Source organism: Paraflavitalea sp., assembly GCF_059502485.1.
The window spans coordinates 3124878-3141232 of sequence record NZ_JCACET010000008.1 but is presented as its reverse complement, the minus strand read 5'-3'; the positions used below and the strand labels follow the sequence as shown (position 1 = coordinate 3141232).

The window sequence follows — 16355 nt, the reverse complement described above, 5'->3', positions numbered from 1 at the left end:
ACATTTGCTGTTATGAAAGCCGAGCAGGAACTATACAAGCTGAAGCCTATTGCCTCTGTGACCATGGCCGACCAGGTGGAAACGCAGCTGCGTGATTATATCATCAAGCGGTCGATCCGGCCAGGAGATTCCATTCCCAAGGAAATGGAGATCGCAGAAGCGCTGGGCGTTAGCCGCAACGTGGTACGGGAGGCGCTTAGCCGGCTGCGGATGCTGGGCATGATCGAATCGCGGAAGAAAAGGGGCATGATCCTTACGCAGCCTGACGTGATGAAGGGCCTGGAGCGCATCCTGCATCCTAACATGTTGGACGAGAACGTACGCAAGGAGCTATTCGAGCTGCGTATCGTGCTGGAAATAGGGCTGGGTGACCTGCTGTTTCGCCGCAAAACCAAGGAGCACCTGCAGCAGTTGGATGCCATCGTGGAGCGTGAGCGCCGTGCGAGCACTTCTATCGAGCGTATCCGCTGTGAGGTAGACTTCCACTCCACCCTGTATGAAATGGCTGGTAATGAGACGCTAAAGCGTTTTCAGACCATCCTGATGCCCGTATTCGAATATGTGGTAGAGTATGAATCCAAGCTGGAGCATACGTCCGTAGGTTCTGTGACGCATGCCGACCTGGTCCGGATCCTACATGGTAACAAGCCGGAGGAGTTCCCGAATGCTATGCGGCTGCATTTGATGCCGCATTTGGAGCATTTGTGATTGGTTGACAGGTTAATAAGTTGATAGGTTGAAAAGGGAGATGACACGTTGATAGGTTGACAAGCTGAAAGGGGGAAATCCGCTTTTTTCGTTTTTATTTCCTGCTATATGTTGATTTATAGTTCATTATACCACTTCTGTAAAGTACCCAAATTGACATTTCCGCGTCCAGCCTGCATTTGAGGGGTGTCGTCTTACTATTGTCTTGCTATTTCCTTGCCTTTACCTTGCTTTTGTCTTGCCTTTGGATAACCGTATCCCGGAAGCATCTATTCTTTATCCCGGGTTGATCTATAAGGCCTCCCCGACTCTGGGTAACGCCTAATGTTAGCGAGTGTTTCCGGAATGCTCACTCCCCCATATCGCTCCTACATGAAAATCATATCTATCTAAGGGATATCTCCCGGTAAACCCAGGTAATGAGCGTACCACAAGCGCACTTTAAGCGTATTACAAGCGTATCTGTAAGGTATTAAGCGTAGGCAGAAACGTAAAAGCTGGCATCACCGGGCAGACAGGCAACATCTGAAAGATGTGTAAAAGCAGCTATTGTCACTGGGAAGTACACGAAGAAAAGGGCATTTATTTATACTCCCTAATTTAATCCAAACAGGTCATATTACCAATTAAAAAGCCCTTACCCGGACTGCCCAATCGAACTCTTTGTTAGCTCCTCACCCCCGGCAGCCGACACCCCAATTTGGCGTTTCCGTGAAGATTACCTAATTTGATTATGTATTACATAACAACATAAGTTAACTAAAAACCGACTTGTCTATGAAAAAGAAGTTCTTTCCGAAGGGGCATTCCTATGCCCCGCTCTTGCTTGTCCTATTTGCCGGCGCTGTTTCCTGTACCCGCAGTATGGCACCCGCTCCCACCGAACCCGCCCCTACCGATCTTGAACGCACCACCAATGCCGCCGATCCCTATCACAACACCATGGTTCTTTTCAATGGCGGCTCCGAGGGTTATCATTCTTTCCGCATCCCTTCTATCGTGCGCTGCAACAGCGGCACGCTCATCGCTTTTGCTGAAGGCCGCATGAGCAACAACAAGGATTATGGCAACATCAACCTGGTGTACAAACGCTCTACCAACAATGGCTCTACCTGGGGTGCGTTGCAGGAAGTGGTGGGTGTTGGTCCGGGCACCTGGGGCAACCCTACTGCTGTGGTGGACCGCAACACCGGCCGCGTGTGGCTATGGCTGTCGTGGAACTCCGGCACCACCAACCAGGGCGGCACTGACGGTTACGATCCCATCGATGAATGGGGTGAGCGTAAGGTGTATGTCTCCTGGAGTGATGATGATGGTGCTACCTGGGCTACGCCTGTAGACAAAACCAGCACGTTGCTGCCGCCCGGCTTTACGTGGGATGCGATGGGTCCCGGTGTAGGCTTGCAAACTACGGAAGCAAATCCCGGCCGGCTCATCATTCCCGCTAACCGGCGTAATATTTACAGTGATGACCATGGCGCTACGTGGCATTATGAGCTGGTGCCCAACGGTAGTGGCGAACCTACCATCATCGAGCTGATGGATGGCCGGCTGATGCGCAATGACCGTCCCGGCAGCGCGCAGTTTGAAACGGCGAAAAGACGCTGGATCTCCACCGGCACTATTGGTGGTTCCTGGACTGCGTGGGCGCCGCACAACACGCTGCTCGACCCACGTTGTGAGGGGTCTGTGCTGCGCTATACCGGCGAGCCCAGCCGTATTATGTTCCTCAACCCCGCCAGTAGTGAAAGGCGGTGTAAGATGCGTATCCGCATCAGCTATGATGAGGGTGTTACCTGGCCCATCAGCCGCAGAACGCACGACTGGCTTACTGACGAAGAGACCTGCGACCAGGGAAAAGGTGGCTATTCCAGCATGGCTAAAACCGCCGACTATGCCGTGGCTGCGCTCATCGAGATCAATGAGAATGTGAGCAACAATGCTACCAGCAACCGTTCGATCGAGTTTCACAAGTTCAATCTGCCGTGGATTTTGAATGGGGCGGTGGAACCGTAGGGTATACAGCTGTGAGCTACGAGCTTCGAGTGAAAACAGGGCAGCGTGTATGGCGGCTCTGTTCAGTCTGGCCGCTTTGAGCGGCCTGACTATATGGCGCCATTGCTCGTGGCTCGCTGCTCACAGCTCGTAGCTTTTTATTTTAACGCAACCTTTACACAATAAATCCGATCTTGTTTGGATGAGGAGCACGTGCTAAATTCGTGCTATCCAAATTTCCGATCATGCGTATTTTTCTTCCTTTACTTCTCCTTTGCAGCACACTGTGCCTGGCACAGGATGATGAGTTTCGTGACTTCCGTAATAAGAAAGACAATTTCATAAAGATACCTACCGCTCAAAAGGAGATCCGTGCCGACCTGGCTTCGTTCCTGATGGCCGGCATCGATGAAAGTATCACCAAGCTGCCACTCAAATCGCTGCCTGTAAAAGCATATGGCGCTAATTATATGACCTGGGCCAATGACCAGATCCAGGTGACTATCAAAACCGGCACATTCGATCCCAGCAAGCATAAGCTCATGATGGAAGAGAAGCATGTGGTGAAGATCGACAACAAACCTTATTATGGCAATTATGGTGAGATGCCGCACACGACTATTGAGTCCATCACTGTGCTGGTGGGCAAGGATACCGTAGCCATCCCTCCTACTGCCTACTTCGACCTGTATGAGCCCAGCTTTTTCTACCAGGATAAAGACGGCAGTTCCAAAACACGTAATGGGGTTTTCCTCTCTAACGACGGTAATACTATCTACATTTACTTACTCAATACTTCTTTCAAAGGAAATGAATATACCTGGGTGATCCAGAACAAGCAGTATCTGCGCCGGGTGGTAGACTTCGATGTGCTGAAATAGCAGCGAGCCTCGAGCAAATACAGAAATGATTTATATTTATCAGAACTTCCGGTAATATTGCCGGAAGTTCTGTCTTTTATGCCCACCCTTTTACTAAATAGTTATCATGAAGTCTTTCAGCATAAATGCTAATCATATTCCCAGCAAGATCAAGCAGATCGTGCATGCTGTGTCCATGGCCATCGACAATGGCGGCCTCAAACCGCATAGCAAGCTGCCCAGTATTAATGATTTCAGCAAAACGTATCAATATGGCCGTGATACAGTAGAGAAAGCATACCGGCAGTTGATCGCGGAAGGCTATGTCTACGCAGTTCCTGCCAAAGGTTATTATGTGGTGGGCAAGAAGGATAAGAAGCTCAAAGTGCTGCTGATCTTCAACAAGCTCAGTTCTTATAAAAAAATCATCTATTACAGTTTCATCGACACTTTACAGGACAGGGCTGTGGTGGACCTGCAGGTGCATCACTACGACATCCGCCGCCTGGAAGAGATACTGGAAGCCAATATGGGCAAGTATCACTACTATGTGATCATGCCGCACTTCTTTCATAAGACCAGCAAGAAGAATTACCTGAAGGTGTTGAAGTCTATTCCTGCCTCTCAGTTGATGGTGCTGGACAAACAGGTGCCGGAACTGGGTAAACAATATATGTCTGTATACCAGGATTTCAAGCAGGATATCCGTGATGTATTGGAATCATCGATCAAACTGCTGAAGAAATATAACCGCCTCATCATTGTATTTCCCATGCAGAGTAATCACCCGCGTGATATTGTGGAGGGTTGTTATGAGTTTTGCCTCAAGCACCAGAAAACATTCGATGTGGTCTCCAGTCTCGACAGGGAGATCCCACAGGAAGGCACCGTGTATATTGTCACAGCCGAATCGGACCTGGCCCAGTTGATCAAGAAATCGAAAGAGGCTCATCTGCAGCCGGGCAAAAATGTTGGTATCATTTCTTTCAATGAAACAATACTGAAGGAACTACTGGAGATCACGGTGGTGACCACGGATTTTGAAGGCATGGGTAAGACTGCTGCGCAGATGTTGCTGAACAAAGAGGTAAAGCAGGTAAAGAACCCATTCAGGATGATCGTACGGAAATCGCTGTAACAAAAATTATCTCCTTATTGTACTATAGGTAGGCCTTATCAGGTTCAGCGTGATCTTTGCCGCGTCTTCTGCTGAAGCAGGATTTTGTCCTGTAATTACATTCCCATCTGCTTCTACATGTTTCACGTAGTTAGCTGCTTTAGTATATACAGCTCCCTGATCGGTCAATTTTGTTTCGAGCAGAAAGGGAAGGTGTTTGGTCATGCCGGCCGACTCTTCTTCTGCGTTACTGAAACCCGTCAGCTTTTTCCCTTTTATCCAGGGCTGGCCCTGTATATCCCGCACGCTCAATAAAGCAGCTACGCCGTGGCATACAGCTCCTACGGGTTTATTTTTAGCATTAAAGGTCTCTATCAATTGTTTCAGTAAAGGATTGTTGGCAAGGTCCCACATGGCGCCATGTCCGCCCGCAATAAACAGCAGGTCATGGTTTTCGTCTTTAATATCGCGCAAGGGGATGGAGCGCATTAAATGGTTCATTGCTTCTGTATCATTTCTGAATCGCTTTGTATGACGTGTTACAGAAATGATGGACTCACTTTTAGGGTCAACCGGAACTTCACCGCCTTTTGGAGAGGCAATTGCGATATAAGCGCCTGCTTCTTTAAAGATGAAGTAAGGACCCGCCAGCTCATCCAGCCACAGGCCTGTCTTTTCAGTGGTTTCGCCCAATGTATCGTGTGAAGTGGTTACAAATAGTACTTTGATAGGCTTTGTCATATGTATAAATGTTTAGCAAGCACCGGCAGTCAAGTTTTTTAACTTACCGGTTATGAATAAAAGTATGGCTGGTTACCAGTTTGGCAACAAGGGGCTATAAAAAGTGTACAACGGGCAGTGGGCGATTATTTATTTTTTTCTCTGTGGTGCATTTATAAATGCTCCTTCAGTGTACCTGCCAAGTACAATAACTGTTTTGTGACCTGTATAGAGTTGCGCTGCATCGAGCATCGCTTTTTCAGTAGCGTTCCAGATCTTCATTCCTTTGCTTGCTCCTTTGTCGCAAACTTCGATGTAAAATCCGTCTTTCAATTGCACGGGCGCAAGGGATGGCCTTCCTCCACTTCTCATTGTACTGATTTTTAAGATGATGAATCTGCTGGGGATCGGTGTATAGACGTGAACCTTATCTGATGCAAACGAATAACCGAAGAGAAGGTCAGCAACAGGGAAAGTGCAAATTTATCGGTTAAAGGTAGTCTTAATTTAGGGGATCCGAAGAAATAATAAAAAAATCCGCCTGGAAATTTGGAAACAACGGGAAAATATTTTCATCTTTGCACCGCAAATCAAATTTAAAAACAGCAGATGCCACGCATACAATCACATATTGAACTACGGAACGGAGGTAGCCAGTTTTGGGGCGATACCGGATGCGGGGCGGGTTATACTGCTGAATAAGTTAAATTCAACGAATTCACGATAACACAGGCCCCCGCAGCAAGCGGGGGCTTTTTTTCACCGTACCATATGCTACTGAAAGGTTTACACTTCTCAGCAAGTGTCGACTATCTATAACTTATAAAAAAGCAATGAGACTATCATCATTACGGCATACCATGTTCATAAATCTGTGGGAGTATAAATCGCTCCCCGGCTGTGATCGCTTTGCGCATACGCAACAGGGCATGTTGTACATAGCACCCAGGGAGAGTATAGCCATTCGACCGTGCGAATCTGAACAGAACGATACTGTGTAAAGCAGGATCACTGTACAGCAAGGCCCGGTCGAAAAACGACCGGGCTTTTTCGTCTGAACCGGGATCTATTGGATTTATAGGATTTGGAGGAAATAAACATTATAACCGTTCAGGCTTTGAATGGCCTGACTTAAAAAGAATAATAAACCAGATCATGGATATTATCAGTGAAACTTAAAACACAATACAATGGAACAGCAATGGCAGCGGTTGGATGGTTCTGCCATCCGCCGGCCGATCGAAGAGGAAGTGAGATCGGTATTGGCAAGGGAATCAGCGATGGGGCATCAGTTGAAGGTATGCATCGGCACCGATAGTCAGGTACGCGCAGGCACCACGGCATTTGCCACCGTAATCGTATTCATCCGTAAAGGGAAGGGTGGCTTCATGTATGTACTGAGTGATCGCTCAGAGCAGACCATGAGTTTAAAGGAACGGATGTTGACGGAGGTGAGCAAAAGTATAGAGGTGGCGTACAACCTGTGTGGCTTGTTTACTACGCACAACATAGATATGGAAGTGCATGCCGACATCAACACCAACCCCAACTTTAAGAGTAACCACGCCTTGAAGGATGCGATGGGCTACATCATGGGGATGGGATTTGCCTTCAAAGCCAAGCCGTATGCTTTTGCCAGTTCGTGCTGTGCAGATAAGGTTGTCTGAACCTGGATTTATTGGATTTGGAGGATTATGAAGATAATAAGGGCAATGATCTATTGCCGTAATGTACAATATTGAACCGGTTGGTTGAGGGATTAATGCAGGCGAAATCCTGCTAATCCCAACAATCCGACTAATCATGGTTCTGACAGACTTGCTTAACGGCAAGACTGGTATCTGCCTGTTGAAAAGCAAACCGGGTGTATGTTTCAAAGAAGCATCACAGTGCAGCCGTAGTAACGAGCTGTATGCTATTGCGCAACAGCAATGCCAGCCAAACACCTCCATAGGTCAGGGGTTCGACTCCCCTTCCCGCCTTGCAGCGGGATAGCTCAGCGGATAGAGCGATGGCTTGATGTGGGTTCGAATCCCACTCCCATTCCGATGGGATAGTTCAATGGTAGAACGCTACACCTTGACAGTGTATGAGCAAAGAAGTACGCCGCTTCTCAAATGGCGACCTTTTAAAGTCAGGATTATTTACCGGCAGTAGCCTGGTTGTACCTCCGCTTGTTTGCAACTACGCCTTTTCAGCAGGCAGGCAAGGTACAACGGGCCTACGCAATCCGGTAAACACCCGCAGGCAACAGTAAGGGTTTGTAGCGGGAGATCACTTTATTCATGCTGTGCTGGTCACGGTTTTCCGAACCAGTACAAGCATTGATAAACTGGTCTCTTTAAGCAGACAACCTGTTTCTTCCGTGCTTACCAGATGGTAAATAAGACTGGCTTTATTTCAAACTTTAAAGTAAACGCCAAAAACAAAACAACAACAATCAACATGAAACAAGTAAGAATAAATGCCGGGCAAGCAGGTCTGGTGTTTAAGCGCGGTGTATACAAGCGCTTTTTAAAGGAGGGTAACTACTGGTTCTGGGATAACCCTGTGGTAAAGGTCTATGAATTGACCAAACAATTCACTGCTCCCGTAGAACTGAACATCTTATTGCAGGATAACCAGCTTGCTGAAGCACTGCATGTGGTGGAAGTAAGGGATGGTGAGATCATATTGCATTATGAGAACGGCTTATTGAAGGAAGTGTTGACCGCGGGCCGGTATACTTTCTGGAAGAGTGTGCTCGTTCATACTTTCCTGCGCCTGGATACCAGCAAGATCGATATTACCGAGAACGTGGACCGTTTTACCCTGCAACATAAACTCGTAGCACCTTATATCCGTAGCTACAGCGTCGAGAACTATGAGCAGGCCCTCCTGTTTGTAGACGGAAAGTTTGTGAAGGTGTTGCAAAGCGGTGTGTACTTCTGGTATAAGAACGGTATCAGTATCCATGTGAGCAAGGCAGATACGCGTCAGCAACAACTGGAGATCAATGGACAGGAAATCCTGACCAAAGACAAGGCTGCTTTGCGTATGAATGCCTGGGCACAATACCGCATCGTGGATATTGAGAAGGCTTTCCTGCAAAACAGGGAGTATGATATGCAGTTGTATATCGTGCTTCAGCTGGCGTTGCGTGAATACGTCACTTCGCTGAACTTCGATGAACTGCTGGAAAAGAAGGACAGCATCGGGCCGTTCATTTTGCAACAGGTGAAAGAAAAGGCCGGTGTGCTGGGTATCGAAGTAAATGGTTTTGGTATCCGTGATATCATCCTGCCGGGTGATGTGAAGGAGATCATGAACCAGGTGCTGATCGCGGAGAAGAAAGCGCAAGCCAACACCATCATGCGCCGTGAAGAAACTGCCAGCACCCGTAGCTTACTGAACACAGCCAAGTTGATGGAAGATAACGCGATGTTGTGGAAACTAAAGGAAATGGAATACGTGGAAAAGATCGCGGATAAGATCAATAATATCAGTGTAAGTGGTAACGGGGTATTGATCGAACAGTTAAGGCAGATATTCGTGCCACAGAAATAAACAAGTAAACCGGGGGTTTATACAAGTATATTTCAATGGTTTCCGGGTTTAGGTCATTAACTTTGGTTATTAATAAACTTTAGTGTTATGAAAAATCTGATCCTTGGTTTGGCATTATGTGTTTCCAGTGCCGTTTATGCTCAGGATATCCCGCAAAGTCAGGTCCCTGCAGCTGCGGTCAATGTGTTTCAACAGCAGTTTAAGAATACAACGGATGCGAAGTGGGAGAAAAAGCCTGATCACTATGTTGTTAAGTTTAAGATCAATAAGGTTGATCATAAGCTCAAGATCGATGGTGCTGGTAAGATCCAACGGCATGAGCAGGATGTGAAACAAGCTGAATTACCTGCTGCTGTGCAAAAGCAGCTGACTACTCAGTTTGCCGGCTTCAAAGTAAAGGACCCTGAAAAGTTCGACGAGGGTGGCAAAGTGAGCTATAAAGTAGAGTTGAAAAAAGACAGTGACGAGCGGAAAGTGATATTCGGTGTTGATGGCGCCGTGCTCAGCAATAAGAAGGATTAACAAAGTCTTGATTACCAGGATAAATGAAGCCCGGGCTGCCTCGCAGCGCCGGGCTTTTATTTTTTCTTTAAAAAGGAATAGGTATAACTGTTCATTCGATATACTACTATATAGACTTATGGAATTACCTATACATATTATAGAAAAATACCTGCGCGGAGACGCTACCGAGCAGGAGTGCCAACTGGTAAATGATTGGTACTATTCATTTAATGATGAAAGTACCTTACCGGAGGCCGGTCTGAAGCAGCTTCACAACCAGGTGCGTGAACGGATACGGATGCGATTGGATGAAAGTATCAGCAAGCTGAAGGCGGCAGAAAAAAGGCGCAGCAGATACCGACAGCTTGCGGCGGCTATTGCAATACCTGCTGTGCTGACCATCGGCATCTATTTTATCAGTAAGAAAAACACAGGCTCTGCCGTTACTGATCCCGGCTCTGTTGCGATGGCGGAAGACTCCCTTGTACCCGGGGGTAATAGGGCAACGCTTATGCTGGCAGATGGGAGAAAGGTTGTACTGGACAGTGCTCATGCGGGCATTGTTGGTGAAGAGGGCGGTTTACAAATCATTAAACCGGAAGATGGCACTATCGTATATAAAGCCAGTACGCCGAACATGCAGGCTGGCAAAGCACTGTACAATACAATAATAACTCCGCGTGGTGGTCAACACCGTGTGACGTTGCCGGACGGCACCAAGGTGTGGCTCAACTCGGCTTCCGCGTTGCGCTACTCCATAGTACCTGAAGAAAGCAGCCGTGAAGTATATCTGCAGGGGGAAGGATATTTTGAAGTGGCAACGGCTTTGTCTGAGAAAGGGCTGAGAAAACCTTTCATCGTTTCTGTCCATACCTCCCGTAAGGATGATATGAAGGTGAACGTACTTGGTACCAAGTTCAACATTATGGGTTATGGCGATGAAGAGGTTGTAAAAACTACGCTGGTTGAGGGTCGTGTAGAGCTATGGAACAATAGCAGGCATGCAGCAATGGTGCCTGGCCAGCAGGCAACGCTCACCCAAGCGGATTCCGGGTTCACGCTCGCAAAAGCGGATATACGGCAGGCGCTTGCCTGGAAAAACGGAGAGTTCCGGTTCGAAAAAATGAGCATACAAGGAATCATGCGGCAGTTGTCGCGCTGGTATGAAGCTGAAGTAGAATTCAAAGGAAACGTGAGCAAGGCTCATTTATCGGGTGTCTTTTCCAAGACGGATGATATAAAACAGTTGCTGGAAGTGCTTGAAACTACCGGCCTTGTTGCTTTTGAAATAAAAGGGAAGAAAATTACGGTTCTGTCTAAATAATTCTTAATGATAAAACGCATGCCAATGAAAGTGTAACACCAAACAAGGCAGACCAAAATAAAAACCGGAAGTGCGGCTAACACTCCCGGCGAACATTTTGGATTCGATTGCTTACAACTACTTGATGGAGATTACAAACAATTTTAAATCCCAAAACATAACGAAGATATGCATCTTTCTCCTATTCCTAAGGGGTTCAGGATTCCTACATTCATGCCTGCTAAATCATTGTTATTTATGAAACTTCTGAGTTGTTTCATGCTTGTTGCCACCTTACAGGTAAGTGCTCATACCAATGCGCAAATGGTAACCTTGAAAGGCAATCAGCTTCAGCTGCAGACGATCTTTGAAACCATCAAAGATCAAACGGGTTATTCATTTATATATGACGAAACACTGCTGAAAAATGCACTACCTGTCAGCATCAATGTAATGAAGGCTCCCCTGAAGGATGTGCTGGACCATTGCTTTAAAAACCAACCTTTTACCTACGAAATAAAATACAAGATAATAGTTGTCAAAAGAAGGGAAATGCCCTCGCCGCAAAAGCCGGTTACGCGGGAGACAGCCCGACCTGTCAATATTCAGGCGACCGGTACAGTTAATGATAACATTGGAGAGCCATTGGTTGGCGCCACTGTAAGTGTTAAGGGAACGTCCATATCTGTGGTTACCGACAATGCCGGAAAATTTTCAATACCTGTTCCGGACGGTGGGGCTACACTTGTAATAAGTTATGTAAACTATGTTCAGCAGGAAATGATCGTGACACCTGCTACACGATTTCCTATCGATGTAACGCTGCAATTGCTGGCAAAAAGCAATGAAGAAGTAGTGGTAATCGGCTATGGTACGCAAAAGCGTAAATACCTGACTGGTTCCGTCGCTTCTATCGGTCCCAGGGAATTGCGTCAGAGCCCGGTGGCGAATGTGAGCAACTCATTGGCCGGGCGTCTGCCGGGTCTCATTACCGTGCAAAATAGCGGTGAGCCGGGCGCAGATGCGTCCAATCTTTTCATCCGTGGGTTAAGTACCACCGGTAATAACAGCCCGATCATTTTAGTGGATGGTATTCAACGGTCTTTTGGTGATATCGATCCGAATGAGATTGCAGATATCAGTATCCTGAAGGATGCAGGCTCTACTGCTATTTATGGGATCAATGGCGCCAATGGGGTCATATTGGTTACTACAAGAAGGGGTAACTTTTCTAAACCCCGGGTAAGTGTGACGATGCAAAACGGCTGGCAAAGTCCTACAAGGTTACCCAAATATGCAGATTCTTATGATGGACTTACCATGTACCGTGAAGGCTTAATGAATGATGGATTACCGGTTGCCATTCAATATACAGATTCGGTCCTTAAGTATTATCGTGACAGAAGTAAGCCTGCTTATGAATTCATTTATCCCAGTGTAGACTGGGTAGATGCGATGTTAAAGCCTTATTCATTGATGCAGCAGGCGAATATCAATGTGACCGGCGGTAATGAATTTGCCAAGTATTTTGTGTCTATGGGTTACTTAAGGCAAAACGGCCAGTATAAGTATGAAGACCAGATCGAAGATTATAATATGCAGGCCATTACCAATAAGTATAATTTCCGATCGAATATCGACCTGCAAATTTCAAAAGACCTGAGCATGGAGCTGGGGCTGGGCGCCATTGTAAGAGACCGGAATTATCCGGGCGCCAATGCCAGTGACATTTTTGCCACTATCAAATCAACGCCTGCCTGGTGGTATTCTACTGTGAACCCGGATGGCAGCCCGGCAGCATTCACCAGCGGACCTGCATCGCCTTATGCATTATTAACTCAGTCGGGATACCAGCGTAATTTTGAAACGAACCTCCAGTCTACTGCCGGTTTCAAGTGGGATATGCGCTACTTTATTCCCGGCCTGAGCTCACGGGTGAGATTTTCGTTCGACAATACCAATTACCGGAATGTAAGCCGTCCATTATCAAGAAGGACATTTCTTTATAGACTAAAACCCGGCGTAATACCTGACACGGTGACTAACCTTGCTGCCAGTGGTACTTACCAGGTCATCGAAAACGGGGACAATACATTGGGGTATAATGTAGGCGCCAACGGAAGCAGAAGGAGTACGCTGGAAGCTTATTTAAACTATGACCGTGTTATTGGAAAGCATACCATACAGGCCATGGCGCTTTATACGCAGTCCTCGCTTTTTGAAGCGATAGGCGGCGGCAGTGAAAATGCCATTCGCGGGCTTCCTTTCAAGAACCAGGGGATTATTGGGCGTATCATGTATAACTATGATAACCGGTACACATTGCAGCTATCGGCGGCGTATAATGGCGCAGAGAACTTTCCTCCCGGCAACCGGTTCGGGCTTTTCCCTGCCGTATCTGCAGGCTGGGATATTGCGCAGGAGAAATTCATCGAAGAGAGCGATCTTTTTGGGTTTATCGACCAGCTAAAAATAAGAGGATCGTATGGTATAGTTGGTTCTTCTACTTTGCCCAGGGACGGTGATGGTAACCCGGTACGGTTTTCTTATTTAAGTCAATGGAATCCCAATGCAGGCGGTTACCAGTTTGGCGTAAACCGGGATGGAACAAGTTATGGTGGTGTTGCAGAAGTGCGTATTCCCAACCTGGTGCTGACCTGGGAAAAGGGTTATAAAACGGATATCGGATTGGACCTGGGCCTGTGGAGAGGTGGCCTGAACGTGACTGCCGAATATTTCCACGAAAGGCGGGAAAATATCCTGGTATATTCTGAACTGATCCCTGCCTCTGTTGGACTGGCCAATGCCCCGGCTTTAAATGCTGCTACCGTTAATAAACATGGTTTTGATCTGTCGCTTGAACACCGGAAAGAATTTGGCAAACAGGGGTATGCAGTAAGGGTCAACTATTCTTATGTAAAGAATAAAATAGCTTACTATGCGCAACCAGCCTTTACCGGTAGAGAGTGGCAGGCAAGGGCCGGTACGGAAATAGGATCGATCTATGGCTATACGGCTATTGGTTTATTCAGGGATAGTGCAGATATCGCCAAGAGTCCTGCTCAATCTGTTTTTGGAACTGTCAAACCAGGGGATATTAAATACAAGGATATCAATGGAGATGGGATCATCAACACGCTCGATGCAGGTTATCTTTCCGGCAAGCGGAATCAACCTACTTCTATTGTGGGCGTAAGCCTTTCTTATCATTATGGCGGCCTGGATGTGAGTGTATTGTTCCAGGGTGCTTATGGCGGTTCTTTATTGGTGAATGGATCTGGTATTTTCCCCTTTTCAAGATTTGCAGGTGTGCTGGCCGAGGTGAAGGATAAGCATTGGGTGCCGTCGAACCCGGATGGTAATTATAAATATCCGCGCCTGTCTTCTCAGGACAATACCAATAACCAGGCGAATTCTACCTTCTGGATCTATTCCAGCAATTACCTGCGATTGAAAACAGTGGAAATAGGATACAACATTCCTAAATACTGGCTTACCAAAATAGGGTTCAATAATATCAGGGTGTTCGTAAACGGTATTAACCTTGTTACCTGGGATAAACTGAAAATTTTTGACCCGGAAATTGCCAATAGCGGCACGGGTACTTATCCGCAGCAACGGGTAATTAATACAGGTCTTAATTTTTCTTTTTAATTGTTCAGGTACAAAAAACAGATCAACATGACACGCAATATATTTTTCTATACGGTACTGGTCTTTTGCCTGCTGGCAATATCCTGCAAAAAGTACCTTGATGTGGTGCCCAAAGAAATTGTGACAGAGGTAGATATTTACAAAAACATTATTACCGCAGAGCGGGCCTGGGCCAATATGTATGTTTCGCTGAATACCAATTCCACAGATATTTATGGCAATACCAACACCGGCGCCTGCACTGACGAATGTAAAAATCACTGGGAAAGTGTTCCTGAGTTAAAGTTCAACTCCGGCGCCTGGGGACCAACGGATAATACATTGGGCAACTGGACAACGGCTTATCAATATATACGCAAGGCGAATATCTTCCTGAAAAATATCGATCAGACGCCGATACCACAGGACAGGGCAGATTACTACCAGGCAAGGATACCTCAATATAAAGCCGAGGTGCGTTTTCTGAGGGCTAAGCTGTATTTTGAATTATTCAGGCGTTATGGCGCCGTGCCGCTTTTGGGAGATACTGTAACGGATGTAGCTGTCAGTATCCCTGATGGATTAAATACCAGAAAGCCCATAGAAGATCTGGTAAATTATATAGCAGCAGAACTGGACCAGGTTGCGCCGGCTTTGCCTATCGATTATGTAGATAACCCGGGGGAAACCGGACGCATCACCCGCGGTGCAGCGCTGGCCTTAAAAGCGATTACCTTGTTATACGCCGCCAGCCCCCTGTTTAACGGGAATACGATGTATGCCAATGTGAAAAATACAGACGGCACACAACTGTTTCCGCAAACGTATGATAAAGAAAAATGGAAGAAAGCGGCTGATGCTGCCAAAGTTGTGCTGGATATGAATGTATATGCGCTCAACAATCCCATCCCTTCAAATCCAATAGACAACTACGCACGGCTGTTCTATTCGCGCGAGTATAAGGAAACTATTTTGCCATTGTTGCTGGCCACTACCAGAGACCTCGATCAGAATCTTCAACCCAATGGCAAGGATGCTCAAGGTTCAGGTGGTTCCGGCAAATACAGTGTATTCCAGGGACTGATAGATGCTTATGAGATGAACAATGGGCTGCCTATTTCCGATCCCAATTCCGGGTATCAAAAAACCGGCTCCTGGAATGGGCAGCTTTGGGATGGAAAAGCGTTCCGGCGGGTGACTAATGTTTCCAATATGTACAGAAACCGGGACCCACGTTTTTATGCCAGTATTAATTTCCACTATACCTGGTGGGATTCGGCCAACCATCGCAGACCGCTTAAGTATGCCTATTTTGGCAATAACGGGGGTGCTTCGGATGGCTGGCCCAAAACAGGTACCAACTGCGAAAGCGGATATACCTGGAGAAAGTGGACTGACCCCGGGGTAAACATCAAAGGGAGTGGTAATGCCAACAGGAATTTCCCGGTAATCCGCCTGGCTGATATTTATCTTATTTATGCAGAAGCGATGAATGAGTATTTGGATGCTCCTACATCAGATGTGTATGATGCCATCAATAAGGTAAGGACGAGGGTGTCGATGCCTGCACTGCCTATTGCCGGCACCAATGACAATACTAAAGAAGGAATGCGGCAAAGGATCAGGAATGAACGGCGCATAGAATTTGCTTTTGAGGGGCAACGTTTTTGGGATGTGCGCCGCTGGTTGATTGCCACCACCGTAGACAATGGCCCGATGTATGGCCTCAATGCGCGCCCTACTACGGCAGAACTTCAAGCGACCGGGCTTGACCAAGGTAGCGAGGCAGCCGGCGTAGCTGTGTTCTACAAGCCGGTAGTTATACAAAACCGGGTATTTTTAGACCGGCACTACCTAATGCCAATTCCTCAAAACGAAATCGATAAGGGTGGAGGAAAGCTGATGCAAAACTTTGGATGGTAATCTGACTATGAAATATACATGGCGCCCGGGGTTATATACTTCCGGG

General features: G+C 46.9%; 14 protein-coding genes. 12 read left to right on the top strand and 2 right to left on the bottom strand.

Translation table 11 applies throughout. The features are described from left to right. Positions 1–12: 12 nt before the first annotated feature. The 4 genes from AC5JBY_RS15020 (at position 13) to AC5JBY_RS15005 (ending at position 4701) form a co-directional block, all read left to right on the top strand. The gene (locus AC5JBY_RS15020; RefSeq protein WP_495905425.1) at positions 13–708 is read left to right on the top strand and encodes a FadR/GntR family transcriptional regulator; all 696 of its coding nucleotides are present in this window, start codon (positions 13–15) and stop codon (positions 706–708) included. 777 nt (positions 709–1485) lie between these two features. Beyond that, on the top strand, positions 1486–2724 hold the full coding sequence (locus AC5JBY_RS15015) for a sialidase family protein (protein WP_495905424.1): 1239 nt from the start codon (positions 1486–1488) through the stop codon (positions 2722–2724). 224 nt (positions 2725–2948) lie between these two features. After that, positions 2949–3584 (top strand): hypothetical protein, encoded by a 636-nt coding sequence (locus tag AC5JBY_RS15010; protein ID WP_495905423.1) that lies wholly within the window; start codon positions 2949–2951, stop codon positions 3582–3584. A gap of 106 nt (positions 3585–3690) precedes the next feature. Next, positions 3691–4701, top strand: a complete 1011-nt coding sequence (locus AC5JBY_RS15005) for a winged helix-turn-helix domain-containing protein (RefSeq protein WP_495905422.1) — start codon at positions 3691–3693, stop codon at positions 4699–4701. Between the two features lie 6 nt (positions 4702–4707). On the opposite strand, the gene AC5JBY_RS15000 is transcribed toward AC5JBY_RS15005, so the two are convergent. Together AC5JBY_RS15000 and AC5JBY_RS14995 are read right to left on the bottom strand one after the other, a co-directional pair. After that, entirely contained in the window at positions 4708–5421 is a 714-nt protein-coding gene (locus AC5JBY_RS15000; RefSeq protein ID WP_495905421.1) for a type 1 glutamine amidotransferase domain-containing protein, read from the bottom strand. 129 nt (positions 5422–5550) lie between these two features. Further along, on the bottom strand, positions 5551–5772 hold the full coding sequence (locus tag AC5JBY_RS14995; protein WP_495905420.1) for a hypothetical protein: 222 nt from the start codon (positions 5770–5772) through the stop codon (positions 5551–5553). Between the two features lie 818 nt (positions 5773–6590). Between AC5JBY_RS14995 and AC5JBY_RS14990 the strand changes: the two genes are divergently transcribed. The 8 genes from AC5JBY_RS14990 to AC5JBY_RS14955 all read left to right on the top strand — a co-directional run bounded on the left by AC5JBY_RS14990 (position 6591) and on the right by AC5JBY_RS14955 (position 16309). After that, a complete protein-coding gene (locus AC5JBY_RS14990) occupies positions 6591–7067 on the top strand; it encodes a ribonuclease H-like YkuK family protein (RefSeq protein ID WP_495905419.1) in 477 nt (158 codons plus the stop codon). Between the two features lie 136 nt (positions 7068–7203). Then, positions 7204–7395, top strand: a complete 192-nt coding sequence (locus AC5JBY_RS14985) for a hypothetical protein (protein WP_495905418.1) — start codon at positions 7204–7206, stop codon at positions 7393–7395. 94 nt (positions 7396–7489) lie between these two features. Then, on the top strand, positions 7490–7657 hold the full coding sequence (locus AC5JBY_RS14980) for a hypothetical protein (protein WP_495905417.1): 168 nt from the start codon (positions 7490–7492) through the stop codon (positions 7655–7657). 188 nt (positions 7658–7845) lie between these two features. After that, positions 7846–8946: a slipin family protein gene (locus AC5JBY_RS14975; RefSeq protein WP_495905416.1), complete on the top strand. Its 1101-nt coding sequence runs from the start codon at positions 7846–7848 to the stop codon at positions 8944–8946. 87 nt (positions 8947–9033) lie between these two features. Continuing rightward, the gene (locus tag AC5JBY_RS14970; RefSeq protein ID WP_495905415.1) at positions 9034–9468 is read left to right on the top strand and encodes a PepSY-like domain-containing protein; all 435 of its coding nucleotides are present in this window, start codon (positions 9034–9036) and stop codon (positions 9466–9468) included. A 118-nt stretch (positions 9469–9586) separates the two neighbouring features. Continuing rightward, positions 9587–10774: a FecR family protein gene (locus AC5JBY_RS14965; protein WP_495905414.1), complete on the top strand. Its 1188-nt coding sequence runs from the start codon at positions 9587–9589 to the stop codon at positions 10772–10774. Between the two features lie 237 nt (positions 10775–11011). Further along, the gene (locus AC5JBY_RS14960; protein WP_495905413.1) at positions 11012–14407 is read left to right on the top strand and encodes a TonB-dependent receptor; all 3396 of its coding nucleotides are present in this window, start codon (positions 11012–11014) and stop codon (positions 14405–14407) included. Positions 14408–14434: 27 nt separating this feature from the next. Beyond that, positions 14435–16309, top strand: a complete 1875-nt coding sequence (locus AC5JBY_RS14955) for a RagB/SusD family nutrient uptake outer membrane protein (RefSeq protein ID WP_495905412.1) — start codon at positions 14435–14437, stop codon at positions 16307–16309. Positions 16310–16355: the final 46 nt, after the last annotated feature.

Bases quoted from the DNA above. Each gene is read 5' to 3' on its own strand.
- AC5JBY_RS14975 (WP_495905416.1), top strand. From the start codon at position 7,846: ATGAAACAAGTAAGAATAAATGCCGGGCAAGCAGGTCTGGTGTTTAAG.
- AC5JBY_RS14960 (WP_495905413.1), top strand. From the start codon at position 11,012: ATGAAACTTCTGAGTTGTTTCATGCTTGTTGCCACCTTACAGGTAAGT.
- AC5JBY_RS15020 (WP_495905425.1), top strand. From the start codon at position 13: ATGAAAGCCGAGCAGGAACTATACAAGCTGAAGCCTATTGCCTCTGTG.
- AC5JBY_RS15015 (WP_495905424.1), top strand. From the start codon at position 1,486: ATGAAAAAGAAGTTCTTTCCGAAGGGGCATTCCTATGCCCCGCTCTTG.
- AC5JBY_RS15000 (WP_495905421.1), bottom strand. From the start codon at position 5,421: ATGACAAAGCCTATCAAAGTACTATTTGTAACCACTTCACACGATACA.
- AC5JBY_RS14990 (WP_495905419.1), top strand. From the start codon at position 6,591: ATGGAACAGCAATGGCAGCGGTTGGATGGTTCTGCCATCCGCCGGCCG.
- AC5JBY_RS14995 (WP_495905420.1), bottom strand. From the start codon at position 5,772: ATGAGAAGTGGAGGAAGGCCATCCCTTGCGCCCGTGCAATTGAAAGAC.
- AC5JBY_RS14955 (WP_495905412.1), top strand. From the start codon at position 14,435: ATGACACGCAATATATTTTTCTATACGGTACTGGTCTTTTGCCTGCTG.
- AC5JBY_RS14985 (WP_495905418.1), top strand. From the start codon at position 7,204: ATGGTTCTGACAGACTTGCTTAACGGCAAGACTGGTATCTGCCTGTTG.
- AC5JBY_RS15010 (WP_495905423.1), top strand. From the start codon at position 2,949: ATGCGTATTTTTCTTCCTTTACTTCTCCTTTGCAGCACACTGTGCCTG.
- AC5JBY_RS14965 (WP_495905414.1), top strand. From the start codon at position 9,587: ATGGAATTACCTATACATATTATAGAAAAATACCTGCGCGGAGACGCT.
- AC5JBY_RS15005 (WP_495905422.1), top strand. From the start codon at position 3,691: ATGAAGTCTTTCAGCATAAATGCTAATCATATTCCCAGCAAGATCAAG.
- AC5JBY_RS14980 (WP_495905417.1), top strand. From the start codon at position 7,490: ATGAGCAAAGAAGTACGCCGCTTCTCAAATGGCGACCTTTTAAAGTCA.
- AC5JBY_RS14970 (WP_495905415.1), top strand. From the start codon at position 9,034: ATGAAAAATCTGATCCTTGGTTTGGCATTATGTGTTTCCAGTGCCGTT.